This is a genomic window from Pseudomonas sp. HS6, assembly GCF_023375815.1.
In the GTDB taxonomy this organism is placed as follows: Bacteria; Pseudomonadota; Gammaproteobacteria; order Pseudomonadales; family Pseudomonadaceae; genus Aquipseudomonas.
This window is the reverse complement of the sequence record NZ_CP067412.1, coordinates 4,205,794-4,231,097: the sequence shown is the minus strand read 5'-3', so window position 1 is coordinate 4,231,097 and position 25,304 is coordinate 4,205,794. Positions and strand designations below refer to the sequence as shown.

Here is a 25,304-nt window from a genome sequence, read left to right as displayed (position 1 = left end):
AGACTTTCTGAAGCGTATGCGCTTCTCTCACCAGGTTGAGTCGGTTATCTCCCAACCGGTGGAGGTTCCTTTCTCCGACTCCCTAGGACGCCCGCAGATCTACACGCCTGATTATCTTGTTTTTTACCACCAGCAGAACTTGCCGTACTTTGGCGTGCTGCGCCCGCTGCTTGTGGAGGTAAAACCGAGAGGACAATGGGTAGAGAACTGGCGAGCCTGGTCAGGCAAGTGGAAGGAAGCACGCCGGTTGGCTCGTAGCCAGGGGTGGCAGTTCCGCATTTATGACGAGTCGCGGATTCGTGGCCTTCCCCTCGAGAACATTGTGTTCCTTGAGCGCTTTGAGCGAATGATCTTTGAACAAAGTGACATCGATACAGTGCTGAATACGCTGCGCGAGATGGAAGTTGCTCCGGTGCACTACCTCCTGGCACGGCATTTCAACGGTATCTTCCGCGATCGGGGCGTATCGCTGCTGTGGCACCTGATCGCCACGCGTCAGGTTGACTGCGACATTACTGAACCGCTGAATCATGACCTCGAACTCTGGGTGCCTGATCATGAAACTGTATGAAGACGACACCAGCGAGCATCTGGTCCCGTTTGAGCCCGTTCGGTCTCGCGTTGCCATTGAGGTCGGCGCGATGGTGCGGCGAGACAGGCAGGTCTACCGGATTGTTCAGATCTTGGATCTGCAAACAGTGATCGCGACGGAGGTCGAGACCGGTCGTAGTGCGGCTCTACAGATTCTGGACCTAAGGGCTGTGGATGCGGAAAAACTGGACGGCCTATACGTTAACCACGATATCAGCAGCATCAGCTCGGATGCCTGGGCTATTGCGCAAAAGCGTTACTCCGCAATTCTGCCGTTGTTAGGCAACACTGTCTTATCCAAAGAAACCGTCGCGGCGCGTGCGAAGGCGACAGGAATCAGCCCGGCAACTCTTTATCGTTGGCTAGATCGCTACAATCGATGGAATGAGGTCTTGGCTCTCGTGCCGCGCAAACGAGGATGGCGTGAGGGCAGTACGCGTCTTTCTGTTGAAGGAGAAAAGCTCGTACAAGAGGTGTTGGCTGATTACTACCTGACTGAGCAAAGGTACACGGTTCAGTCCACCATTTCGGAAGTCGAACGCAGAGCGCGATTGCTAGACATTCAGCCTCCGGGTGCGTCCGCCATCAGGGCCCGGATCCGACAGATTCCCGAGGTGGTGAAGCTTCGCCGGCGCGGATATGCCGAGCAGGCGAACAATAGACACACACCTTCAGTCGGTCAGTTTCCAGACGAAGGCTATCCCCTAGCCGTTGTGCAGATCGACCATACCCCGGTCAATCTCATTGTGGTGGACGAACGCCATCGCAAGCCAATTGGTCGGCCATGGCTCACCCTTGCCATCGACATCTACTCCTGCATGATCGTTGGCTACTACTTGGCGTTCGAGTCGCCTTCCGAGACATCTGTGGCGATGTGCATCGCACATTCGATTTTGCCCAAGGAAGCCTGGCTGGCTGCCCACGACATCCGTGGAGAGTGGCCGGTATGGGGCTTCCCGCGCACGATTCACACTGATAACGGGGCAGACTTCAGGGCGCAGAACATCGTAGATTCTTGCAAGAACTACGGGATAGACAGCGTCTTTCGACCATCCAAAGTTCCAAAGTACGGTGGTCGAATTGAGCGGGTGCTTGGTACCTTCATGAGAATGGTGCACGAGCTACCGGGAACCACCTTCAGTAACCCTCAGGAGCGTGAGGGCTATGACTCGGATGCTAAAGCCGTTCTCACAATGGCGGAATTCGAGGTATGGCTGGTTCGGTCAATTTTGAAGTACCACCAGACCTACCATAAAAAGCTCCACATGAGCCCCGCTCGCAAGTGGCAGTTGGCATTCTTCGGCAATCGGGAGGTAGATCCCCTGATCAGCGTGCCGGCGCGACCGACGGATCCTTTGGCGGTACAGTTGGACTTCCTCCCATCTGTTCGCAGGACGGTGCAGACGTATGGTGTGCAGTGGGATCTGTTCTACTACTCCGAGGCGCTGCGTCATTGGATCAACCAAAAGGATCCCGCGACCGGAAAGGCTCTCAAACTGCTCTTCAGGCGGGATCCTAGGGATGTCAGCGTCATTTGGTTCTACGACCCTGTTCTGAAGCAATACTTCCGAGTGCCGGCCTCATACCAGGCATTTCCTGCGGTAACCCTCTGGGAGTATCACGCTGCCAAGGACAAAGCTGTCAGCGAAGGGCGCGATAACATAGACGATGCGTTGATCGCCGAGTACGCCGTCGAAAACCGAAAGCTTGTCGAAGAGGCGTCCGCGAACAGCAAGAAAGCCCGCAAAAACGCTCAGAAGAGTCGTACCCACAGCAAGAAGGGTACGCCGGCTCAACCGAGCAAGCCCGTTGCGAAGCTGGTAATGGATCCCATTCAGGAGGATTCTGACCTACTTATGCTTTCGGAGGTCGAATCGACAGGTGAAGTCGAATGAGCACATACGAACACATCCATTCTGATTTTCGACCGGTGTTGCAACTGAGTGATCGGGACAGGATCCTTTTCATGGGAGAGGAGCGCTGGATCGGCTATGTATCGGCTCGCACAATTCTGGATACGCTTAATGACCTGATCGTCATGCCCAAACGAGCTCGCATGCCTAATCTGCTGATTGTGGGCGATTCCAACAACGGCAAGACGACCATCATTCGGCGCTTCCAGAAAACGCATGGCGAAGGGTACGTCGACGAAAATGATGATCCGGTCCGCCCCTTGATTTTGGCGGAGGCACCTTCGGCTGCTGACGAGAAGGCGCTTTATGTGGCTTTGCTGGAGCAGCTATGGATGCCTTACAGGATCACGGATACAAAGTTGGCATTGCGTTACCAGGTGATTCATTCCTTCCGTGAGCTCAGGGTCAGAATGCTGATCATTGATGAGTTTCATTCGTTGCTGACGGGCTCTGCGATCAAGCAGCGTGAGGTGATGAACGCCTTGAAGTCGCTCTGTAATGAACTGGTGATACCGATCATTGGCGTCGGCACAACGGATGCCGTTCGTATCCTTCATCATGACCCACAACATGCCAGTCGCTTCGATGTCATCAAGCTCGATCAGTGGAAGCTCGATCCCGAATTCCAGCGCATGCTCAAAGGGTTTGAGTCGATTCTGCCGCTGAAGAAGCCCTCTGGGTTGGCACATCCAGACAAGGCTCGACGTATACACGCAATTTCCGGCGGAAACTTGGGGAATGTGCACCGGCTTCTGATGGAGTGTGCGAAGCAGGCCATAGCTTCCGGTAAGGAATGCATTGACATAGAACTCATCGAGAGCATGTCATGGTTACGTCCTACTCGTGGCATCCGGGAGCAGGCCCTGTAAACCCGATCTGGCCCCTCACTAAACCGCTGCTCGCCGACGAGCTTCTGACTTCCTGGATTGTCAGGATGGCACTTGCTCACGGCTGCTCCCCCGCAGCGTTGACCGCAATCATATGGCCTGGTTTTAGAGCTTGGGCAAGTGATCTGGATCGATCGGTGGTAAAGAGCAGGCTTGCGGTTCTTAGCAGGCTGTCGGGAGTATCTTATGCGAGTCTGCAGTCCGCTACCCTTGGGCGTGCGATGTCCTCGATCGTGCGTCGGCCGGACAGACTGCCGTGCGGGAATTGGCCTTGGCTAACGGTGCTGGGTTGCAGAGGGGGGCATCATAGCGGGGGCCTGCAATGCTGCCCGGATTGCATTGCGCAATACAACTCGCGGTATTGCATTCAATGGCGCCTGGCCTGGCATACCTGCTGCCCTATCCATGGGATAAAGCTTGTTGATAGGTGTGGACGTTGTCTGGCTCCTCTGCAGCCGGAACTTCTGAGAGCCGGTGCCTCGCTCAGCGACTGCCATAGGTGCGGTGCTTCACTAAGCGGCGGAGATCGGAGCGCTGCCGCAGAAGCTGCACTGGCTTTCCAGAGGTATGTGGACGAAAGCATTGGCCTTCGGCCCATGTATGGAACATCGTCTCTCGATTTTCGCGATTGGTTGACCGTTGCACGAACCATGGTGAGCTTTGCCCAATCAGCAGTACGTCGACATAGCGTTGCTGCTGGGCGATTCTTCGAATCACTGGGCATATTGCCTGAGTCTCTCCAGCCGATTCCGTTGGGGTTGCCTCTTGAATACCTCTCTCCCGCTGATCGCTCTGTGCTGCTCAGTATGGCGTGGGTAATAATGTCGGCTGGGCCAGAAAAATTTATCGAAGCGGCACGACATGAGTTGCTTCCAGCCTCGACTCTGCACTTTTCCCCCAATAGTGCGCCTCCAGTTCTGCTGGATTTGGTCGCAGCACTCCAGTCGCCTAGGCATCACTTGGTAAGTGGTGTTGGCCGTCAACATTCCAGTAGCCCCGCGCAGACGCTGCGTATGTGGCTACGACTGAAGCGAAAGGTCAGACGACGTGGCATCCGTTGAACATTTGGATCGCTGTGAATGCGACGGCTGCGGCCGTGTCGTAGCGCAGCCCAAAAGGGTTTACCAAGAAAAGCGCTATTGCGGGAACTGCTATCCACGACTGTTCAAGCGTCGACTCTGTCCTGGCTGCGGCAATTTCTCCAGGCTCCCGACATTTGACAAGGCCGCGCGCTGCAGTGCCTGCTTAAGGAGTGGACCATGCGCCCGATGCAACAAAGTCGATTTCAAAGTCGGGCGCATCACCCCCTATGGGCCTGTGTGCAAACCCTGCGCAGTGCACTTTCGTGAGCCAGCAATCTGCGAATCCTGCGGGACGCATTCACAGCGAACAACGAGGAACACGCTGACTGGCAAATTGCTCTGCCCAAAATGCAGTGGTCCTGCTGCCGAGACATGCCCTGACTGCCGGCGACATCGCGTGCTGATTGCGAGATCTGATGGTCGCCGGCGCTGCAAGGTCTGCATCACAGCAGGTGTGCATGCGTGTGTGACTTGTGGTGTCAGTACACCAGCCGGGCGTGGCGAAGAATGTGAGCAATGCTATTGGGAGAGAACCTTCCACAAGCGCTTGGCAATTAACCTTGCCGGATTGAGCGTTCAATCCATGGCGCAGCGGTTTCAGCGATTCGGAAGTTGGACTTTGCTTGAGCTTGGGCCCAAGGCGGGAGCCTTGAAGATCAACACTTATTACGAGTTCTTCAAAGAGCTCGAAAACGTCTGGCAGGATGTGCCTCCGTACGTTCAACTGCTGCGGCATTTCTCGGCTGAAGGATTGCGCCGTGCCCGCGTTCCGATGCGTTGGCTGAGCGAGGTCGACGGTTTGATGGTATGCGCGCAGGCCCGCGAAACAGATTCTGAGCAGCGACGTGTGCAGGGCATCATGGAGCAACCCCGAGAACCCTGGAACCAGCAATTGATTGTCGGTTATTACCGCATGCTGCAAAGCCGCTTGGCGGCCGGTGACATTAGCCTAAGATCAACCAGGCTCGCCTTACGATCTGCCTCTGATTTGCTGGGACACTCGCGGCTGAAGGCCGCCGCCATGGTTGACCAGAAAGCGCTCGATAGTTATTGGCGTAAGTCGCCGGGGACGGTGGCAAGTGTCACCGGCTTCATCGGGTACTTGAACAAGGTTTACAGCGCGGGACTGAACTCTCGTCCGGATGCGAATTGGGCAAGACAACAGAAACTAGCGAAACGCGAGCGAGAGCTTGTCGAGTTGCTGCCACAACGCGATGAGACAAGTGATTTTGAGTCTCGATGGATTGTTAAGGCTTTGGCCTATTTCCATGGTCTCGGCAGGATCAGTCGCAAGGCACTCGTCTATGTTCCGGCAACGTATCAGGGGACTGCAGGATTCAACATTGAATGCCCACGAGGGGTGCTGTGGGTGCCATCAGCGGGTACCTATGAGCGAACCATCGTCGATTAACGGGTATCCATGGACTTGGCCATCTCTCTGCATTCTACCTGCATCACGCTGCGCGGCCGCAGCCTGCGGAAAGTGTCCCATTGAGGTAAGTCATCTAGGACTTTAGAGTCCCGTGTGGTTATCTAGCACTGCCGTAGTTGCATGATCGCGTCTGCAATCGCTTTTGAATTTGCATCCAGGGTTTCCATGGCTGCCACTGCATTGGCTGCAACACCCTCTACACCTTTCTCTGAGAGCCACTTGGTGATTTCTTCGATCGCCGCGCTTAGGGCATGCTGGTTGTACAGGAGCAGTGTTAGAGCATCAGCCATGGCGATCTTGCAGTCTGAGTAGTCAGTCATGACGGTCGTCCTTGGAAAGAGCTTCCGGAAGCCTAGTTCACCTCGCCGGCCACAGCGGGACGCTTCACTAGGGAGTCGGTAAAGCTCCAAGATTAGACAAGCGCTAGATCAAGCTCACCGAATTTGTTGATGAGGATGTTCCGGTAAAGAATTTCCTTGTCATGTTTGCCATGGTTAAAGGTGACGTATTCTTCTGGGTACAGCTTCTTGAGTTTGCTGAACACTCCTCTGTAGCCGGGAATCCTTCGGCATAGCTCGTTGACGAAATGCTTGAATGCCTCTTCATCTCCGCTGAACGTCATCAACAGTCCTGCAGATCCCGGAGGGATTTCACCTTTTTTCCCGTCTTTTCGCTGAACCTCGAAGCAAAAGAAATTGCCCCTGGTCGTCTTGATGCGGATGATCAATATTCCCCGCCGCAGTCCGGCGCTTCGGTCGATATACAGCCAGGATCGCACATCTGGTGGAAGTTCCTCTTCGTTTTCGACTACGAGCTCAACGACACCAAGTGGCGGCTTACTGCTGAATCGTGCCACGGGCGTATACCAGTCAACGCGCAGGATCTTTTCCGGATTGTCAGCGGCGATTGATTTGAGTGCATTCCAGATGTCCATGAAAAAGCCTTGAGTTTCCAGCACCAGGTCAGGCGCTTTCTCATGCTCTTCATCCGACACGGTCTCAAGCTTGCCGACGTTCTTTCCACTTCCGGTGCCAGTACCTGCAGAAACTCCATCTGCCTCAGGTGGTGCTGGGCCAAGTGGACTTTTATTGGCTTTCACGACAGATTTTGATTTCTTCACTGGCCGTTTTTCGCCAAGCACTTTGAACGGCGCGGCTTTGGCCTCATAAATTTCGGCATGTCGATCGGGCTCAATCGTGGAGCGTTCTTGGAGGAAGTCCTCAAGGGCAGCACTTTTGATCGGACGCGGCAGCACGATTCTTCCCAGACCATCCAAGCCTTCGCTACTGTCGAACTTCAGTTTTTGAAATTCAACTTCAGGACCTTTGGGCATGTTTGTTCCCATCAGATCCAAGCACAAAAAAGTTTTCCCGCCATTCAGCCATTTGCCCCGACCGAGGATCTCACCATGACCTTCGAACCATGGTTCGCATTTGAGGAGCATGGGCTTGCCCGGTGCTTGGGACATGAATTGCGAATTCACCCTTTTTACAACGCTAGCCGTGTGCGGGTCGTAGAGAATATGAGCCAGGAACACTGCGTCGAAGAAGCGCATTCTAGGACCCGGGCGAACTAGCCAAACGGGCAGATTACGCTCTGCTTTCGGGTTTTGATAAAGAACATTAAAAACATCGTCCCAACGCAAATTAGCAAGGGCCCTGCAGATCTCCATGTTTCTGGCATAGGCACGTACGAAGTACTCTGTGCAGGGGATCAGTAGGTTTTTATCATCACCCAACGAAAAGTCGAGAACCTTGCAGGCATCTTCGTTTCCCCTGAGTAGCGGATACTCGTCATCTGCGAAGAGTTTCCCTTTATCTGCGGCGATGAGCTCTCTGCGTGAAGTAATCCGCCGTTTTTCTGTGCTGAAGTTTACCGCGAGCCTTGCGGTAGCGAGCTCGGTGTCTGAGATGCAGTGACCATTGCGCCAGATTGTGCCGACTCTGTAATGGGGGAGGCTGGTGAAGGGGACGTGGGCCACCTTAAAGTCGCCAGGGACGTTATCATCCAGTTTGCGGAACAGAACGGCCGCAAGGGGGATAGACATCGCCCTGTTATTACGCATCACAGGGCCGTACCACCAGACGATGTAGTCGCCTACCCAGTTTTGAGTTTTGCTATCAGGATTCCTGAGTTCAGGCCTTCGGTATGCAAAATTGCAACGCGTCACTGCTTCGGTCACCGACCATTCTCTCCTGACTTGCAGTTCAACCCATTTCCCGCTTCACCGGCACCGCCGATGTGCTACTTATTTGCCATCACTTGCCGGTGGCAGTGTACTCAGTCGTTTTGTTTGATGCGATGAAAATTGGCGCCGACTTTCGGCCTGGCTGCGGGCTCCTTCAAATCACGTGCGACAGGCGGCTTATCCACTGAAACCTTATCCAATACAGCAATCACCCCCTTCGTCGGTAAAGGTGGCAGTTCGGCGTCAGCGGAAACTATGCCCCCGGCATCACCGTTGATGGAGGCTTCGGGTTTCGCACTACAGGCCCGGTGTGATATGAATTTGCGATTACCGCATCATCATCATTAAAGAGCTTGGCGCATCAGATGCCGCGCGATTGGATTACCGTTAGAAAGCTGGCAGGAAGATATCAAGATGTTGCGGACGGGACCGAAACGAAAAGCGATTTACGCCATTTCTGGCCATATCTACGTCATCGCCGGCTTGATGTCCTCAGGGACAATCTGGCTGATGGATGTTGAAAAGGACGACAAATGGATCACCCAGAGACCGGTGGTCTGGACGCTCGTCGACAGCTTCCAGGAGGTGGCAATATGGGTACTACTGGCTATCGCGGCGGTGGTCGTTGCCATGGCCGTTATCAAGCATATGGCAGACCCGTGGGTCGTTGAAAAGCTGCAGTTCATCCTCGATGAATACCAAGGGAAGGTATTCAAAGATCTCAATGTACCCAAGGATCACAATAGGGTCACTCTATTCAAATACCGCAAAGGGCTGTTCTTTCGCCGTCATTGGCACGAGGAGAGTAAGGATGGCTGGTGGCCCTTCAAAACTCGACGGCTCTATGGGAATTATCTGGTTCCGTACATGCGGTCCGGCCATCTGACACTGAAAACCAAGACGCTATTTTTCATCGACAATGAAAACAGCGCACGCACTCAAGGGCTTGCCGGCCTCGCTTGGTCGACTCGCCAGGTTGCCTTGCTGTCTGACCTCCCTGAGATCAAACCGGGGACGGGCGCTGCCAAAAAAGAGAGTTATGCTAAGGTGACCAAGTCGTCAGTGAGGTTTGTGGAGAGGTACCTTGCTGAAGGAAGGACGCTCCCACGCTCCATGGCTGCCGTGCCAGTGGAGTGCAATGGCAAGCTTTGGGGGGTAGTCGTCTTGGACAGTTTGACGTCCTTGGCGGTGACACAAGAGTCCGTTGAGCATTACACGCTCACGGTCGCTCTAATAGGTCACTTATTGGAGAGAGCCTGATGCGTACATCACTTGAAGAGTGGATTTCGGTCTCCCAGCATGATCTCAACGAAGTGGAATCCAGAGAGCAGCGTGGCCTGAAGGTTCAGTTCATGGTGGCTCCGTCCGACCTGCCGAGTGCGTGGAGAGTCGTCCACGAGAAGGCAGACTCTGTCGAGGTCGAGTTCAAATACCTGGGTGGTAACGAGCCGAAACAGCTTGAGCATTGCTCGAATAACATCACATTGGAAGTCGGCAAAAACAGCAAGCGGATCTACAAAATCACCTTGGATGTGCGGAGCGTGCCTACTTCGGGTGAGCTGATGATCTCCCGTGCTGCGGACGTCGTCGAACATGGTTCTGGACTAAACAAGGGCAATTCGGAAGTCATCCACCGGTTTCTGACTTCCAAGCGATCGAAACCCGAGATCTTAGAGCGTATGGCTCCCTAAGTGCACTGCTGAGCACGTCCGGGCTCATGCTCGTTCGGCATAGCACCTGAGTTGCTCCATCGGATGACTCAAAGGCCTAGTCGTTACTTATTGGGCCACGCAAATCAGCATGCCTTGGTCGCGCATCGATATCCACATCACGATACCGCTGCTCACTAAATGGATAATTGCACTGAGTAGATCGGGCATTCGATCTGACCAACCAGTTGCATAAGACCTGACCAATACCATTTGGGACAGTGACTAGATGAGATCCAATCCCGACGTCGCCCAGTGATTGGCTGCTGGAAGAGCAAATTGTAAGGCTCAGGGAGTCGTGATCGAAAAACCCTACAGCAGCGGGCCAAGCCGGCGACGCCGCTGGCTGGGATCTCTGTTGCGCATAACCTCTTTGAGACGTTCAGTTGCTTCCGCGAAGACCGCAGGGTCTGCCTCTCGGATAGCTTTCATTAGATCTTCGCGTCGACGAGCCTTGCCCTCAATGATCTCGGCAAAGTTGCTATCTGATTTATGAGAACTACTCATTTGGGCTGCCTCGTGAATCGGGCGGTGTGTTCTGAGCGTACCACACGGATAGCTGGATGAGACGGTGGGTTTGCAAGGGCCTGGGCGATGGCGCCATGACTCAGACATCAATGTACGCTCTCACCATTCGGTTGGTCATAACTTGAGGAGATTAGTAACCAAGGTGGCCATTCGATATCTCGGCGTTGTGCAGCCGATTATTACTGATGTAGATTGAACCGTATTTGATCAACCCAGCTCGGAATCATTGAAGATGAAAGAGTCGGGTACTGGCCAGCTTCCCTACGCGTCTGAGGGTAAGCACAAGGACTGAGTTTAAAAGCCTCTACCTCGCTGCAAGATAATCGTGGATGAGGGTTAAAGCAAAAAAATGGGGCTCAATGGTAGGTGCTCGTAGGGAGATTCTATGGCGTTATCGTAAAGTGCCGTAGCACAACGCCCTTCGCTCCGAAGACGTTGCGGGCATGAATGAGCCAACGCCCGTTTCAATAGACATCGTCTGGGTAGAAAAAATGCTATGTCTCAAGCCAGTCGCTGCCCCAAGGATGAGCTAAATGTCTAACAATCTCCAAAAAACTAACGGCCCGGAGCTCGGAGAGCCAAATTTCGAGCGCTTTACAGTTGATGCGGCTTTGTTGAGGGAGCTAGGTGAGCGGCTGGTTGGCAAGCCCCACATCGCATTGGCTGAGCTGGTGAAGAATAGCTACGACGCGGATGCCACGAAGGTTACGATACGGTTTGGAAAGGATTCTATCTCTGTAATTGATAATGGTGACGGTATGTCGCCGCTTGAATTCAAGAATTTCTGGCTTCGTATTGGTACAACGCACAAGCAGGCAAGCTTCCGAACTGAGAGAAATCGTCAGGTCACTGGTTCTAAAGGGGTGGGTCGACTGTCGGTGCAGTTCCTTGGCGACAAGGTAGATATAGTTTCTCGTAGTAAAGACACTGGGCAGGCGTTCAGTGCTTCTGTGGATTGGACGGGAGCTAGGCAGGCAGGGGAGTTAGTAGAAGCTGGCGCCTTAGTCAGAGCAGCACCTAATATCACTTCGATCGACGATCAATACGGGCATGGTACCGTCGTAACCATCAGCCTGCTAAAGAAGGTCTGGTACAACACCGACCTTCAAGAGCTTGCCAAAGAATTATGGTTTCTGAAACCTCCCTCTGATCTTCTAAATAGTGAAAACGCATCAGAGATCCCGGATGTTTTCGACGTGACTCTAGACGGTGTCACCGAGAGTGCTGAAGGGACCTTTACTGAGCAGATGAACCAGGCTCTTGAGAACTGGATCGCAGTGATTGAAGGGAAGCTAAATGATGGTCGTCAAGGTGGTCCGAATGAAGTAAAACTTACATTTAGGGATGGAGACAGTTATCCGGCCACCTTTCCAACACGTTCACAAGCGTTGGATAAAGCAAATTTTAAAATATACATATTTAAACTGTCCGGGAAGCAAACTGGCGGTGTGCAAGTCGGTGCAGCACGTGAGTATTTCAAAAAATTTGGCGGCGTGCATATCTATGACAACAGTTTCAGGCTTCCATTCTATGGTGGGGACGAACAAGACTGGCTGCAGTTGGAGATCGCTCACTCTCATCGCCTGAATAAATCCTATCTGCTTCCTTCGAACCTTCAAGTTCAAAGCGGATTGAACGATCTGCCAACCAACTCTCGTATTTTCGGAATCGTTAACATCTCGACCTCCCACGAGCGCATTGCTGCCGGAAAGGATGAGATAGATAAGGGGCGATATCTTAACGTTCAGGTTACTCGTGATCGGCTCATAGATAACGACGCTTTCGAAGAGCTGCAGCACTCCGTTCGATGGGCAATGGATTTTTATGCTATGCGCTCTTACGAGCGCAGGCAGAGAACGATCGCGTCTCATCGTCTTGATATGCCGGACACGCAGGAGAAAGTTTCCGAAATTCGAGAAGAGCTTTTCCAGATCTCATTAAGTGCCCCATCTGAACTCGCGCAAAGATTAGAGGCGGTATCAAGCCACTTCGAGGAGCTAGAGGCGCTAGAAGCCCAGCGAAAATCAGCGTTCGAGGAGGAGCGAGTTTTGCTGGCTGCGCTAGCGACGACAGGCATGGCGGCTATCGCTATGGAGCACGAGATGCATAAGGAGCTCACTATCCTTAATGATATCCGGCGACGGCTGAATGAGGGTGGAAGCGTGCTAAACGAACCGGTACTTCTTGAAACTCTAAATTCTTGGGCAGAACGCACCGCAAACGCACGAAAGCTATTTTCACCACTTATGCATGAGTCGGATCGTGAAAAGCGGAATTCCTATAATGGTAAGAAACTTTTAGCGAAGATTGTTGATAACTCTGAAGTTTTATTGCGGGGCGTGCATATTGTTAATGCTGTCCCTGAAGGCGTGAAATTACCGTCCGCAACTTTGGCAGCTTGGAATGCAGTATTTCAGAATGTATTGATTAACGCTGTCAATGCGATGTTGGAAGTTGAAGTAAGAAGTATAAGGTGTTCTGGAGAATTCAATGATCTTGGAGGCGCCATCTATATTTCTGACACTGGCGTTGGGGTGCGGCTGAAGGATAGTGATGATCTGTTCAAACCTTTCATTCGGCGATTAGAAATTCCTGAAGAAAGGAAGGCACTTGGGATGGGTGGGATGGGGATTGGATTAACAATTGTGAAAATGGTGGCCGACTCAGTTGACTGTAAGGTTCATTTTATTGAGCCGCATTTGGGTTACAAAACCACTTTCAAAATCGAATGGAGCGAGTTATGAAAATCCTTATTTTAGACGATGAGACCAAACGGGCGAAACTCTGGAAAGAGTCCTTGGATAAATTTGTAAAGGGTGAGGTTGTAGTTTACCAGCCTAATGAAGTGTCGAGTCTCATCGGTGAGTTACATAAATCTCGCCTAGCTTCTCGTGGCGAAAAATTTGTTCCTGTAGAAGCTTTAAATGGGTTCGACCTAGTCATAATTGACTATGATTTACTAGGTTTAGAAATGGAGTCTCCTGCTGCTTGGGCTACTGGCGCTGAGCTCGCCTATAGCATCCGCCTTATGTCGGAGGTCGGTCCAGTCATCGTAGTCAATCAATTTGGAACCAATGCTTTCGACCTTACTATGCGCAGAAGTGTTTCATCTTATGCTGACGTAGATGTAGGAAGTGCGCAGATACAGTCACCGGGACTTTGGTTGTCTAGCGGATTCGAATTATATCGGCCATGGCACTGGCCTAATCTGAACGAAGAGATAAAAAGGTTCGAGTTGATTCAGAGGTATATTTTGCAAAAACTGGACGAGCCTGTTATGGCTACGTTAGGTTTTGAGCTGGAGGATACTGAAGCTTCGAATTATATCAGCTATGAAGTAGCAGCGTTTCTAGGCTCCAGTCCTGGGAAAAAGGATATGACATTTCGAGATATTGTCGTTAGTAATGACGGTCTAAGGCTTTTCAATATTCTCGAAAAAGATGTGAAGGTTATCGAGAATTTTTCAGTCGAGCAGACTGCTCGCGTATGTACCGCGATCCTAATTCATTGGCTGGAAAAGGTAGTGCTGCCATCACAGGAAGTGGTTGCTGATGCTCCTCACTTAAGCGGGCAGTTGCCTTGGATTGTATCTGATGCCCGGAGTCTTGAAGCTTGGAATAACTTATGTCGTCTAGATGCGGTGAACGTTCCAGAAGCGCTCGCACCATTCGCTGTAGTGCCTGATTTTTTATTCTCCCGTCCGGTTTTTTGGGCTGAAAAGGCACGTCGTGAGATTGCATGTCCAGAAGGTTTCGCTTTTGCAGAGTTGCAGCCTCTCCAGTTTTGTGAGGATAGCTCAAGCTTTGTTCTTGAGGATGATGCATCAAGTTTTCCAAGTGATGTTATTGCATTCGACAAGAAACGCTGGGTCAAAGTTGTTAAAAATAGTGCTCTTCCCACGATAAATTATGAGCCTCAATCTTATCTTTTGATGTAATGGTGCGGTCATGGACGAAAATCGAGCTAAGAAATTTGCGGATTTTTTAACAAATTTACATATCGCGAACTCTAAGAAGATCCAAGCGAAGCAGGCACTACGTAAATTTCAAGCCATTCAAGAGTCTCCACGCGGGAGGAACGCGTGTGCTATTAACTATTCCAGTGATGTTGCATCTATTTTGAAGGGGAATCTGGTTAAATTTTTATCCCAGCCTCGAGGGTGCTCGGCTGTACTAGTACTTAGCGTTGACGAGAAACATGACTGGATTCGTCTAATTCGTTTCGTAGCCAGGGGGGGAGACGAGTTCAACGCTGAAACTATTTCGTTAACTGGAAAAGGGGTGCCTGGCTATAATGGATTTGGCTATCGTTATGAGCATCCTGAAGATGAAGGAGACGAGCATAATTTCTTTCACGTTCAACCGATCGTCACTACGTCCGCAGGAGAGTCTATCCCTGGCGCCCCTGAATGGTTATCGCATCGTTTTCCGACATTCTATATGCAAGCCGAAAATTCATATGAGCTCGGGATTTATGCGGTAAGTTCAGTCTGCAGTTGGAATGACCTACAAAAGTATCAGTCGGCCTCCTACGAAGATTGTTGGTTGTTGAGCCATCTTATCTCTAAAGGTAGGGATGCGAAGGCCAGAAACGCTACAACAGTTACATGACGCCCTCTGAGGTAAGAACAAAGATAATGCGCTCGGTGTCTCGTGGAGACACTAGGCCAGAAATATTGGTTCGGTCGCTGTTGCATCAATTAGGATTTCGTTTCCGGCTTCACCAGAAATCTCTCCCAGGGACACCTGATATTGTGCTTCCAAAGTATCATACAGTGGTATTCGTCCACGGTTGCTTTTGGCACAGACATCCCGCTTGTAGGTATGCCAGTACGCCTAAAACTAGACAAGATTATTGGCTGCCTAAATTTGAAGCGAATGTAATGCGAGATGCCAGAAAAGAAGCCCAACTGCATGAGTTGGGCTGGAGGGTTTTGGTTGTTTGGGAGTGTGAAACGCGCGCGGTTTCCGATTTAAGAGACCGTCTTAAGCAGGAGCTCACTGAAGTGCATGTTGCTCGTGGCTCCTGACATGCTGCATCAGGCTTTCGCCGATTATTTCGCCGAGGCGTACTGGGACGGCGTTACCAATCATCCGGCCTACTGCTTTGAATGTAATTTGATCCGGTGGCATGAATTCATAGTCTCGAGGAAATGACTGAAGAATCGCAGCCTCGCGTAAAGAAAGCGCTCGAGCTTGCTCATAGTGACCAAAGCGGCCATTGCCAAATCCATAACATAGCGTAGTCATAGTCGGGCTTGGCTCATTCCTGTTCATTCTGCCATAAACGCTAGCATAGGTCTTACCAGTGTCCTTCCGGTGACAATCCGCAATCAGGTGAGGAGGCCAATCCCTCCAAGTACCACCTTCACGGGAGTTCATGATTCGTTGCAAGTTGATAGGGGTCAGCGTGGCTGCTCTATGCATGGGATCGTTTGGGTCGCAGCCGCCAGCAGAAAGTTGCGGTAAGTCGCCAATCATCTGCTTTACGGTCACAGGCGAGTCTAAATGGGTAGGCTCAATCAGCTCAATTGGGCCTAGCTTGGACGCTAACAAAACATGCCGTCTACGGCGCTGAGGCAATCCGTATTCGACGCAAGCGACACGTTTAGCCCAGACTTTGTACCCCTGATCCTCCAAATTTTTCACAAAGTCGCCATAAACTTCGTGTTTTGTCACATCAGGTACATTTTCCATTGTTACGAGCTCAGGCTGAAGCTCTCGAATTAGGCGTGCAAAGTGATACAACAACGGCCATTTGCTGTCACTGCTGGTGTCTCGTCCTTGGTTATAGGTTGAGAAGGGCTGGCATGGTGCACAGCCCGCGAGTAGGCGATAGCGCCCATTTACTCGGGGGTACCATTCTTCAAGCTGAGTTTTGGTCAGACTTTTAACGTCTTGAGCTACGAATACCGCGTTATTGTTCACCTCATAGGCATGCTTGCACTGGGATTCAATGTCATAGCCCGCATGCACGTCGATTCCGGCGAGTCGCATGCCCGCGGTTAGGCCGCCAGCACCACAAAAGAGGTCAACTGCATCAATCATGAATAGGTCTTCTTTAAACTAAGCGCATTTTGGAAGCTGAAGGGCGCTGGGGGTCGGTTTCGTTTGGATACGCCCAGCCATCTTGGATGCGAAACATGACTTCTTCTTTGAGAAGCACTCCATCTGGATAGGCGGTGAGCGCGTAGCCTATGAAGCTGGTAACACCTTTCTTCAGATATTCGATGATCTCCACTTCCCAAGTAAAATCACCATGTGGCGTCGCGATTCCGAACGGTATGATGCTTTTCGCCCAGTCGTCGCCAGAGCGGGCGCCGTCGTAACTTCCATGAATTTCAATGTCGTTCGCCTGTAGGGAGTATTCAACCCCTTCTGAAACATAGCTCCCGTCATTACAGATCTCTATCCAATACATTCTCACACCTTCCCTGTGCCTTGATGTGAGGATGATCGATCACGCAGAGCGTCTCGTCAATCGTTGATCGCTTCACGTGTGCCGCAATCCCGTGCATACGGGTGCGGAGCGGTCTGCTGAGGCTTGCTTCCGCCCAACACACCTTGCGTGATTAAACGGGCGCTCACGTTTGCTGCAACAGCTCGGTGAGCTCGCAAGCTACGTCGGAAGGGCGTGCAAGAGCATTCCTCAGTACGCACACGAATCATGAGGCGTAGATTTCTGCCTTGGCACCCATGGTGGGAGACTCTGACGCCAAAACTCAAGGTCCAAAATTTACTAGATCTTTCCTATGCAGTAATCCTGAAAGGCTAGCTCCGAGGTTCGTGGGCGAAGGCCTCCTCTTGGAGATACTCGAAAGAAAAGCCCACTATCCGATGGGCTTTTTTTGTATCACATACAAAATGTCTCACTCTTTTTGGATGCCATACGCAGTGTTTTTTGGAGGATAGATATTTGCTACTGGGATTTGTTGATATACAATCTATATCACCTCCTGTCAGGAGGCGTCGGCACCCGACCTGGGAGCCCTCAGCACACTACCTATCGATACATACCGAGTCTTTCAGATTCTTACCACCTACGTGGAGTTACACATGACCCTCATCGCCGAAAAAACTGAAAGCGTCCTCCTGCGCCTTCGCAGAAAGGATACGCCAACAGGGGTAAGCAGTCAGACAGTGGATCTGCTTGCCCAACAAACCGGCCTGAGCAAAACGGAAGTTATTCATCTTGCTCTGCGCCAGCTAGCTGATCGCTGCCTGCCTAAGTACGAGTTGGACGACGGACCACTAACCGATGCGCAATTATCGGCGATCCGTGCAGCGAGCCCCGCTACTCAGATTCCGATCGAGCGCTTTACACAAGGCCTCTTTGAAAATGAACGAAATATTAATCTATAACCCTCTACCTGCTTGCGGCGATTTCGTCTGGGTGAAATTTCCGCAAGCAGAACGTCCTGGGGTCCCAGGATTAAAGCCACGACCGGCTTTAGTCCTATTTATTTCTCCCACTGATAACGCGGTGATCGTCGCGTACGGCACCAGCCAGCGGACCGAAAAATTTTTTCCTGGCGAATTTGTTTTAGACCCTAACGACCCTGGGTTTTCGCTCTCCGGCCTCAGTGTGCGCACAAAATTTGATGTGTCTCGTACTGTTCAGTTGCCTTTCAATTCGGACTGGTTCGATCCAGCACCTGGTGTTCACATCAGCAGCCCTCTCCCTAAGATGGGCACGCTGCACCCAAGCTACATGGTTGTAGTGAATGAAGCGCGTAAGCAGTCGATTTAAATCGTTCAGGGCCTGGCGATTGCGCGCCAGGCATCCTGATGCATCACCCAGTTTTCTGACCAAACGTGTTCAGAAGGAGTTTCAAAATGAGTGATAGCTGGACTAGCCCTGTGTGGGACGGTTTCCAATGGCTCTACGGAGCTGCCGCACGCGAATACCGAATTAAGAAGGCGGGAGGGGTGGACACCATCATTTTCAACGCCGCGACTGCGGCAGTAAAAAACGCATTTTCTGCTGTAGAGCAGCTTACGAATAGCTCTGCAAAGGCAAAGAACAACGTCGTGGGGATTCGCCGCATTGCCCGTTCAAAGACGCGGTAATTGCATCAAATGTTGGACGGTAGTCGTAGACAACCGAGCGAATGGCGGCGAGTGTTGTTTGGCTGCCTTCGCGATGCACCCCTTTAACCATAGCCGCCAGTCGAGGGACGCAGAGGAGTGATGTGTCCCTTCGAAGCTAAGGCTATTAGTGAGTTCCTCACCCCTATGGGAGTGATATTTCTGGATTAAAGCAGCGCATGGACGCTAGCCTCGTTGCTTCGGACGGGGCGTACCCCGAGGTAGTACTCCGAGATACCGAGGTACGTTGCCAGTGGTGTATTCCGCAAGCGTGTCCTCCAGAACTGTTTCAATTCGTCGCATCATTGCTTTGTCTTCAGTAATAAATCCGAAGGGTATTGGCACCGGATGGCGATCTGGCTGGACTAGGTGATATACGACTATCGCAAATGAGTCGACAAGGCTTACAATTTCAAGTCCGGATAAGACTTCACTCTCAATAAAGCCGTGTAAGTATGCTTCAGCTTCTTTACATTCATTGAAAGCTTGGCGCATTGCAAAATTATCAAACTGATTGGCTAATGGGATAAGAACTTTCGGATTGAAAACTGACTTTTCCTTTCCACTGATCGTGACCGTGGCAGAACAAACAAATGCACTCAACGCTTGACCATGGCGCGAGGACTTGCCCCATAAACCATGTGTGGAAGGTGCCAGCCAGGTCATCGCGACTGGTGGCTTATCATGTTCGGCTGCCAATCGTTTTCCATATTTAGAAAGAAGGGCCTCTACTTTATCCCAGTTATGAGTGAGTTGGAGGGCCCCGTATATAGGCTCAATTTTTATTTGACTAGGCCTAGTAGTTGCCTGAGCCTGCGCTGCCTTACGGGGGTCAAAGATGCCGTCCGCTAGAAAGGTAAGGGTGTGGGTGTCATTTATTTTTTCAGCAAAAGATATTAGTGTGTATGTGTTGGGTTGCCCTATTAGGCTGGCCAACTGCTGACTACGTTGACTGATGTACGCGTTTTCTTGCGGCAAGCCGGCTCGTTCCGAGAAGCTGTAACTAAGCGTGTCTAATTCAAAGCAATAGGATTCGGCAAATCGAATGAACCCATCCTTTTTCTTAATTACTTCACTTATCTTATATAACTCAGGGGGCTGAGCTTCTTCTGGCTTGCCAGTTAGCTCGCCTGAACGATAAATCTTGGACAGGTTGATCTGAAATGCTTGCTCAGCTTCAATCGTGGAGTCAGCACGTTTAGAGGGATCGGTACTCAAAGTTACAGAGCATTTTGACGACTCAAGACGATGCTTTGCATGTTCAGTAAATGAATATGCAAGTAGATCGAACGTAAATACCCGGCGGTACTCCATGCGGCCCTTAACGACTGGGGTGTCGTCGTCACCGCTAAACATCCTCAGCCCTTTTTCTGTAAGTGTCACTCGCCCATCCTGCGCGATTTTCACTTCGCCCTGCTGTAGAAACATTAGTAGAGCGGTACTGACCTCTTTCAGGGTGAATCCAAAAAAACGTGCAATGTCTGCAGGTGTTAACGCTGATACCTTCAGAAGTCTGAGTAGATACTCAGGAATCAAAGGCAGACCACCTTTCTCAACTAGGGTGTACTCGATACGAAATTGCTGTGCCGGCACACTGAAGTCTACTTCAAAAAGAGTTTGCTCCTTGAGTATCATTTCGCGACTCCTTTGGCCGGTATGATTCCATAGCCGATTTCATGTTGACGCTGTCTTATGAACGTAGACACCCTTCCAAGAGGAAGCTGCGCATTCTTCCCAGCCCACATTCGCATATCGCCAACCACAACGAGGCGATCCATTGCCCTAGATAACGCGACGTTCACCCGATTGGACGAGCCGAGAAATCCTGGATTCAGATCTGGCCAAGAGCGAGTAAGGGATATGATCACAATGCGGTTTTCCTTGCCTTGATAGCTGTCCACCGTGTCGATTTTAACCAGTCGCCTGAACGCATCTGGCCAGTTCTGCTCGGCGAACTTCCTCCGAACCAGTTTTTTCTGCTCACCGTACATGCAGATAATGCCAATGGCGGGTTCCTGGGTACGGCCCATCTCATCAATCAGCTCATCGGAAAATTTACTGTTTTGTTCGATCTCTTTGAGTATTTGGATGATTGCGTCGGCTTCAGCGTGGTTGATCAGGCTCGTATTACCTTTAGGTAACTGGTGATGAGCCTTATCCCCGAGAGCACCGGTGTCTAGCCAAGTGCATACATGTTTCAGACAATCAGGTGCGTGATCAAAATGCGCTGGTATAGGTCGCTTTCCAGTTTCCAAGACACCGTCGTAGAACACCTCCGAGACCATGTCTCCAATAGCAGGCTGCATTCGATATTGAGTTTTCAAAGTCGCACTGGCCAACTGACCATAGGGAGACTCAAACGCGCGCTCAAAGTCGCTGCGCATTATATTTTGGAACTCTTTGGAGGCGGTGCTGAGTTCAAGCGCCCTGGCAATCGCCTTTCTGTGGTCAGCATCGTAAAACGGAGGTAGTTGCCTGTGGTCGCCCACCAGAAGAACTCGGCGGCCGACTTGCATTGCGATCGCCAGTTCGGTTGGTGAGGAGCGGGCGGCCTCATCTATAATTACCCAATCAAACCTACTTTCGGCGAGGTTCAAATGCTTGACGCCGATGCCCACACAGGTTCCGCATACCAACGTACGGGACCGGAGTAAGAACTCATCATAATTGGCTCTGTCGCTCCCCATCCGCTCAATCATGTCACCTGAGAGTGCGATGAGTGCCAAACAGCGTTTTTGTTCGTGCAGACGGATCCCAAAGTCGGTGGCGATCTTATTTTGAACCTGTTCTAGCCAACTGGAGGGTGTTTCGTCTACATCAACATCGATCGCGTAGTCATTGCGTAGCAAACTCAAGAGCTCTGCACGCATTTCGTTCACAGCATCCGACGTAACACCATCTATGTCTTCTCGCTCGTCCCTGCTATTCATGTCGGCTGTTAATCGTGCGATGCCCTTTACAAGTCCGCCGACTTTCTGTTGAACCGTGATTAGCTGTGCAAGGAATGCAGCGCTGACTCCAAGTGAAGGAGCCATGAGGCTCAACCGGTGTGTCATTTCTGCGCGGAATGACTCGCGCTGCTGGCTTACGATAGAACGAGAGTAGACATCTCGAAGCTCATCAGAAACGGCCTGTTCACTATTGCTGAACCGAACCATATCTAGGTCGGTGTCCAGCTTTCTGCAATGGGAGCGGATACGCTCTGCTGCAGTATTCACCGCTTCATGAGATTGGCTGGTCAGGAGAATGTTACGAGCGCCCACTACACTGACTAGATAATGACAGAACGCTGCGATGAATTCGGTTTTCCCTGTGCCGGGAGGGCCTTGTAGAAGTCCCAGTGGACCATGACTGACTAATCGTGAAAAGGCCTTTTTTTGAGCGTCATTAAGGCCAATTACTGATCCATCAGCGGCGGGCCGCTCATACATTTTAAAGTGTTGCTCGGTCGGGAGTTCATGGATGCGCTCAGGTATTGCATCACAGTCCTCATCGAAATAGTCGACCAGATTCGGGACAACGGCTAAGCGATCCAGCAGTCGTTCGGTTGCGCGTTTGCGGCGGGAGAACGAGGTACGTGCTGCTTGGGATTGCATAAACAGTTGGTCGTCAACTTTAATTCCCTGAGCTCGCGTCGACAAAGTTAAGTATAGCTCTGCTAGTGTGCTTTTTCGAATGTTAATAATACCCAAATTAGTAGTAATGCCATCTTTTCGCTTCGAGAGGAAAACAGCGTCATCTGGGTCAAAGGACTCTAAAATATCCCGCTCCGCCGAATACGGAATCAGTAAGCCGAGGCGATCCTTGTGCATCTTCGGGGTATCGGCAACTTCAATACTTGGCAATGCTTCGGGCTCGGTCTCTAGAATTGCTTTCCATACTTTAGCGACCGGATATGAATTGGATGGTGACTCAGGGGAAGTCGGAACTAGGTCTGCTGTTCGGTTTAAGTCAACCAGTTGTAAGACCGCCTCCCGATCGTCTGATCCTGGAGTGATAGACTTTTCGTTGAAGATACTAGCAGCAAGCTCGCCGAAGCCCACCTGTTGCGCCATGCATTCAGTCAGTGCGCCCAAATTAGAGTAGTAAGCTTTAGAAACTTTGATGTTCATGTCGACTTCAAAGTCCGCGTTGTGGATTTCGCGAGGCCTGACACTGTCCTGAAACCTAGGTGCGAAGGCCTTGATGAAGCTCCTTGCTTTAGGATCATAGGTCGCACGGAACGCTCCACCCACTCCATCAAAGCTTACGACCAGAAGTGTTTTGTCTTGCCGATCCTGATCAATTTTAATGTAAAGTCGGCCATTGTCCGGGTAGATAGTGAACTCTCCTTGTTCATCCCGGCTTGCGATGTCTATAGCAATCGTTGGCCGTGCCTTGGGTGGGTTGCACGCCTGCTCAAAGGCCTCCTTGAATCGATCTAGGGAAAGAAAGCCCGACTCGCTTTGCTGTTCGTGGCTGATGGCTGCCCTGAGTGCGGGGACATCGTCATCACCGACATCCTCCCAGTCCATTCCCAGCAGCTCGACCACCATGCGCATTACTGCGAAGTTGTCTCGTTCAATATCGGTGCAGTTCTCAATGAGAGGGCTGTACTGATAATTGCACGGCTGAATGCCTGAAGCGCATATGTCGGGCATGTCCAGCAGATACAAAAGTGAGGCGGCCGTATCTTCACTGTTGAGACTTACCCTCACGTTTTGAGGGTGCAGGTCACCATGGACTATTTGCTGCTCGTGAAGACATTCCACAGCGGCAATAAGCTTTCGAGCTATAACATAAGCGGTATCTCGCCCGACGGGAGGCAGTTCATTCCAATCGCTACCGTCAACATGGCGTTGGATAATGAATGGAGTACCGCTTCTGCCATATCCAAAATTTTCTATTATCGGTAGAAATTCGTAACTGCTTTTTTGCAGTAATTCGATCCGCTCAAAAAAACCGAGCAGTAAAGGGCCTTCGCCTCCAGAAACAGAGGTGGCGTCAAGGTTTGGCCACATCTTGACGATATGAGAGCCTGATCGATAAACGTCCTTGCTCTCTGAGTCGACAAGCTGCTCCTCTACTGGAAAAGCTTTGTAGGGGACAAAGCCGGCTGACGCGAAGCGCTCCAAAACGCTGTGATCAAACTCAAATTCGGCTTCAGTTTTTGGCGTGTGCTGGTTCAGAGCTTCGAGCAGGGTACTGGCGTCCTCGTAGCGATCGGTAGGATCGGTTTCAATAGCCTTCAGCAAAACTTCAGAATACCAATTATCTGAGCTCATTAGCTTGTGACGTACATCGGCTATATGTGAGCTTTCAAATTTGAGAGGAAGCGCGTTTGCGGTGATGAGATGCCAGCACATTAGACCGAGAGCGAATACGTCTCGCTGAAATGGTGTACCTCGATGCGTGTCCGGACTCGCATCTTCAGGCATGCAGATGGCACCGATGCTTAGCTGGTCGCGATGTGGGCCGACGGTTCCAGCTGGCTGATGATAGGCTGCAATGAAGTTGGATAACGCTATATTGCTGTCGGGAGAGAACCAGATGCTATGGTCGCCGAGATCTCGGTGTGCCACTTTGAACCCGTGCATGGTACCAAACTGCGAGACCATCACTTTGGCCAGGCGTACTCGGCCGGCTTGATCGAATTGCTCGACAAAACGGTTGATGAATTCATTGAGCCGGTAGTGTTCCGAAGGCAACTCACAAAGTTCAGAATACTCCTGAGTCACAGAGTCCTTGGACGGATTCTTCATTGGCCTTAGGCAACGTCTGCTTAAGTCCAAGTCTCGATTGCTTAAGTAGACCAGTACTTCGCGTTCGCGGGAAAGAATCTTGAAACGTCCTTCCGGCGTTTTTGCATCAATGTCGTCCAGTTTGGAAAAGTCCCAAAGGCGGAGTAGCGCGCGCTCGTGCTTATTGTTGTCATTTTTTGCTTGGTGTTCGACATACACTTTGCCGGGATGCTCAAAAATAAGGTCTTGGGCCCGGAAGCCATCAACGACCAATTCTTTGGGCTTTGTGTTTCCTCTGCTAAACAAACGATCAAACACATCGAAGTGCCCATTCAGACCTTGTGCGCTTGGATGCGGTCGGAACCTCTTGTTGTAAATTCCTTCATTAGCAAGTTTTAGAAAATCTGAGAGCGTTATAACATGCTTTAGGTCGCTGTCTGGTAAGCTAGAGAAGGTGCAGTCTCCAGATAGCACAACACAAAATTGAACATTTGGAATGCGGCCTTCAGGAAGGCGCTTTTTTACTGTCTGGAGCTTTCTTTGGAGCAAAAATGATTTGTTTTGAGTTACGGCAACAGGCGAGCGCCCTCTCTCATCACCATTTTGGAACCACTTTCCACCGTTGGAAGTGATCTCACCATTCCAATGCTTAAGTTCAACAATCAGTACGTTCTTGTGAGTAACAATTACCAGATCAAACTCGCCCTCTGAACCGCGCGCATCAGCAAAGCGGAATCCTGCATATCCGCGCCAAGGCCACATGCCTCCAGCCCCGGCGGTGAGCGCCTTTAATTGCTCGGCCATACCTCCTTTGAGAGAAACATTGCCCGCAGGTTCAGGGCTCTTGAAGGCATTCACCATGGCTTCGATGGCACAAACTTCGTGGCGTAGCAGACCACCTTCCCAGTACAGAACATCCATTCCATGATCTCCAAAGCTAACGCCACGCAGGTAAGGCGGGTTCAATTGCTCAAAATGGAATGGACTGTATCAGCGAAAATATGTGGCATTCAAACCAGCATTTTACGCTTGTCTAATTCTTCACACCCTACCAGACCATTTTCTGCTCGCAAGGCGCAACCCGGCCAGAATATTGAACGTCTGCTTAGGGGCTTGTAGCCAGCTTTCAGCGTGATTTGAATTTCTTTAGCAAAGTAGATGCGATAA

20 protein-coding genes are annotated in these 25,304 nt (G+C 51.1%); 14 read left to right on the top strand and 6 right to left on the bottom strand.

What is annotated here, in order from left to right; translation table 11 throughout:
• Window positions 1-16: 16 nt before the first annotated feature.
• The 5 genes from JJN09_RS19130 to JJN09_RS19115 all read left to right on the top strand — a co-directional run bounded on the left by JJN09_RS19130 (window position 17) and on the right by JJN09_RS19115 (window position 5,884).
• Window positions 17-571: a TnsA endonuclease N-terminal domain-containing protein gene (locus JJN09_RS19130; RefSeq protein WP_368388983.1), complete on the top strand. Its 555-nt coding sequence runs from the start codon at window positions 17-19 to the stop codon at window positions 569-571.
• Window positions 558-2,486, top strand: a complete 1,929-nt coding sequence (locus tag JJN09_RS19125) for a Mu transposase C-terminal domain-containing protein (protein ID WP_249483069.1) — start codon at window positions 558-560, stop codon at window positions 2,484-2,486. Before JJN09_RS19130 ends, JJN09_RS19125 begins: the two co-directional genes overlap by 14 nt.
• Entirely contained in the window at window positions 2,483-3,373 is an 891-nt protein-coding gene (locus JJN09_RS19120) for a TniB family NTP-binding protein (RefSeq protein WP_249483068.1), read from the top strand. The genes JJN09_RS19125 and JJN09_RS19120 overlap by 4 nt, the downstream gene beginning before the upstream one ends.
• Complete coding sequence (locus JJN09_RS29735) at window positions 3,331-4,452, top strand: TniQ family protein (protein WP_368388964.1); 1,122 nt, start codon at window positions 3,331-3,333, stop codon at window positions 4,450-4,452. The genes JJN09_RS19120 and JJN09_RS29735 overlap by 43 nt, the downstream gene beginning before the upstream one ends.
• A 670-nt stretch (window positions 4,453-5,122) precedes the next feature.
• Window positions 5,123-5,884, top strand: a complete 762-nt coding sequence (locus tag JJN09_RS19115) for a hypothetical protein (protein WP_249483067.1) — start codon at window positions 5,123-5,125, stop codon at window positions 5,882-5,884.
• A 122-nt stretch (window positions 5,885-6,006) separates the two neighbouring features.
• Here JJN09_RS19115 and JJN09_RS19110 read toward each other — a convergent pair whose 3' ends face one another.
• Window positions 6,007-6,225 carry a hypothetical protein gene (locus JJN09_RS19110; protein ID WP_249483066.1) on the bottom strand — a complete coding sequence of 73 codons (219 nt, stop codon included), beginning with the start codon at window positions 6,223-6,225 and terminating at the stop codon, window positions 6,007-6,009.
• A 92-nt stretch (window positions 6,226-6,317) separates the two neighbouring features.
• The gene (locus JJN09_RS19105; RefSeq protein WP_249483065.1) at window positions 6,318-8,087 is read right to left on the bottom strand and encodes a hypothetical protein; all 1,770 of its coding nucleotides are present in this window, start codon (window positions 8,085-8,087) and stop codon (window positions 6,318-6,320) included.
• Between the two features lie 420 nt (window positions 8,088-8,507).
• Here JJN09_RS19105 and JJN09_RS19100 point away from each other — a divergent pair, with 420 nt between their 5' ends.
• From JJN09_RS19100 to JJN09_RS19075, 6 genes are all read left to right on the top strand, one after another.
• Complete coding sequence (locus tag JJN09_RS19100) at window positions 8,508-9,353, top strand: GAF domain-containing protein (RefSeq protein WP_249483064.1); 846 nt, start codon at window positions 8,508-8,510, stop codon at window positions 9,351-9,353.
• Entirely contained in the window at window positions 9,353-9,784 is a 432-nt protein-coding gene (locus tag JJN09_RS19095) for a hypothetical protein (RefSeq protein WP_249483063.1), read from the top strand. Before JJN09_RS19100 ends, JJN09_RS19095 begins: the two co-directional genes overlap by 1 nt.
• A 1,079-nt stretch (window positions 9,785-10,863) precedes the next feature.
• On the top strand, window positions 10,864-13,074 hold the full coding sequence (locus tag JJN09_RS19090) for an ATP-binding protein (RefSeq protein WP_249483062.1): 2,211 nt from the start codon (window positions 10,864-10,866) through the stop codon (window positions 13,072-13,074).
• A complete protein-coding gene (locus JJN09_RS19085) occupies window positions 13,071-14,267 on the top strand; it encodes a hypothetical protein (RefSeq protein ID WP_249483061.1) in 1,197 nt (398 codons plus the stop codon). Before JJN09_RS19090 ends, JJN09_RS19085 begins: the two co-directional genes overlap by 4 nt.
• 10 nt (window positions 14,268-14,277) lie before the next feature.
• Window positions 14,278-14,940, top strand: coding sequence for a hypothetical protein (locus tag JJN09_RS19080; RefSeq protein WP_249483060.1), 663 nt, complete (start codon window positions 14,278-14,280; stop codon window positions 14,938-14,940).
• Window positions 14,937-15,359, top strand: a complete 423-nt coding sequence (locus JJN09_RS19075; RefSeq protein WP_368388963.1) for a very short patch repair endonuclease — start codon at window positions 14,937-14,939, stop codon at window positions 15,357-15,359. Before JJN09_RS19080 ends, JJN09_RS19075 begins: the two co-directional genes overlap by 4 nt.
• On the opposite strand, the gene JJN09_RS19070 is transcribed toward JJN09_RS19075, so the two are convergent.
• A complete protein-coding gene (locus tag JJN09_RS19070; protein ID WP_249483058.1) occupies window positions 15,328-16,377 on the bottom strand; it encodes a DNA cytosine methyltransferase in 1,050 nt (349 codons plus the stop codon). The genes JJN09_RS19075 and JJN09_RS19070 overlap by 32 nt on opposite strands.
• A 13-nt stretch (window positions 16,378-16,390) precedes the next feature.
• Window positions 16,391-16,750: a hypothetical protein gene (locus JJN09_RS19065; RefSeq protein WP_249483057.1), complete on the bottom strand. Its 360-nt coding sequence runs from the start codon at window positions 16,748-16,750 to the stop codon at window positions 16,391-16,393.
• Window positions 16,751-17,385: 635 nt separating this feature from the next.
• Between JJN09_RS19065 and JJN09_RS19060 the strand changes: the two genes are divergently transcribed.
• The 3 genes from JJN09_RS19060 to JJN09_RS19050 all read left to right on the top strand — a co-directional run bounded on the left by JJN09_RS19060 (window position 17,386) and on the right by JJN09_RS19050 (window position 18,399).
• Window positions 17,386-17,691, top strand: a complete 306-nt coding sequence (locus JJN09_RS19060; protein WP_249483056.1) for a hypothetical protein — start codon at window positions 17,386-17,388, stop codon at window positions 17,689-17,691.
• A complete protein-coding gene (locus JJN09_RS19055) occupies window positions 17,669-18,079 on the top strand; it encodes a type II toxin-antitoxin system PemK/MazF family toxin (protein ID WP_249483055.1) in 411 nt (136 codons plus the stop codon). Before JJN09_RS19060 ends, JJN09_RS19055 begins: the two co-directional genes overlap by 23 nt.
• An 86-nt stretch (window positions 18,080-18,165) precedes the next feature.
• The gene (locus tag JJN09_RS19050; RefSeq protein ID WP_249483054.1) at window positions 18,166-18,399 is read left to right on the top strand and encodes a hypothetical protein; all 234 of its coding nucleotides are present in this window, start codon (window positions 18,166-18,168) and stop codon (window positions 18,397-18,399) included.
• A gap of 204 nt (window positions 18,400-18,603) precedes the next feature.
• Here JJN09_RS19050 and JJN09_RS19045 read toward each other — a convergent pair whose 3' ends face one another.
• Both JJN09_RS19045 and JJN09_RS19040 read right to left on the bottom strand, forming a co-directional pair.
• Window positions 18,604-20,052, bottom strand: coding sequence for a hypothetical protein (locus JJN09_RS19045; protein ID WP_249483053.1), 1,449 nt, complete (start codon window positions 20,050-20,052; stop codon window positions 18,604-18,606).
• On the bottom strand, window positions 20,049-25,058 hold the full coding sequence (locus tag JJN09_RS19040; protein WP_249483052.1) for an AAA domain-containing protein: 5,010 nt from the start codon (window positions 25,056-25,058) through the stop codon (window positions 20,049-20,051). The genes JJN09_RS19045 and JJN09_RS19040 overlap by 4 nt, the downstream gene beginning before the upstream one ends.
• Window positions 25,059-25,304: the final 246 nt, after the last annotated feature.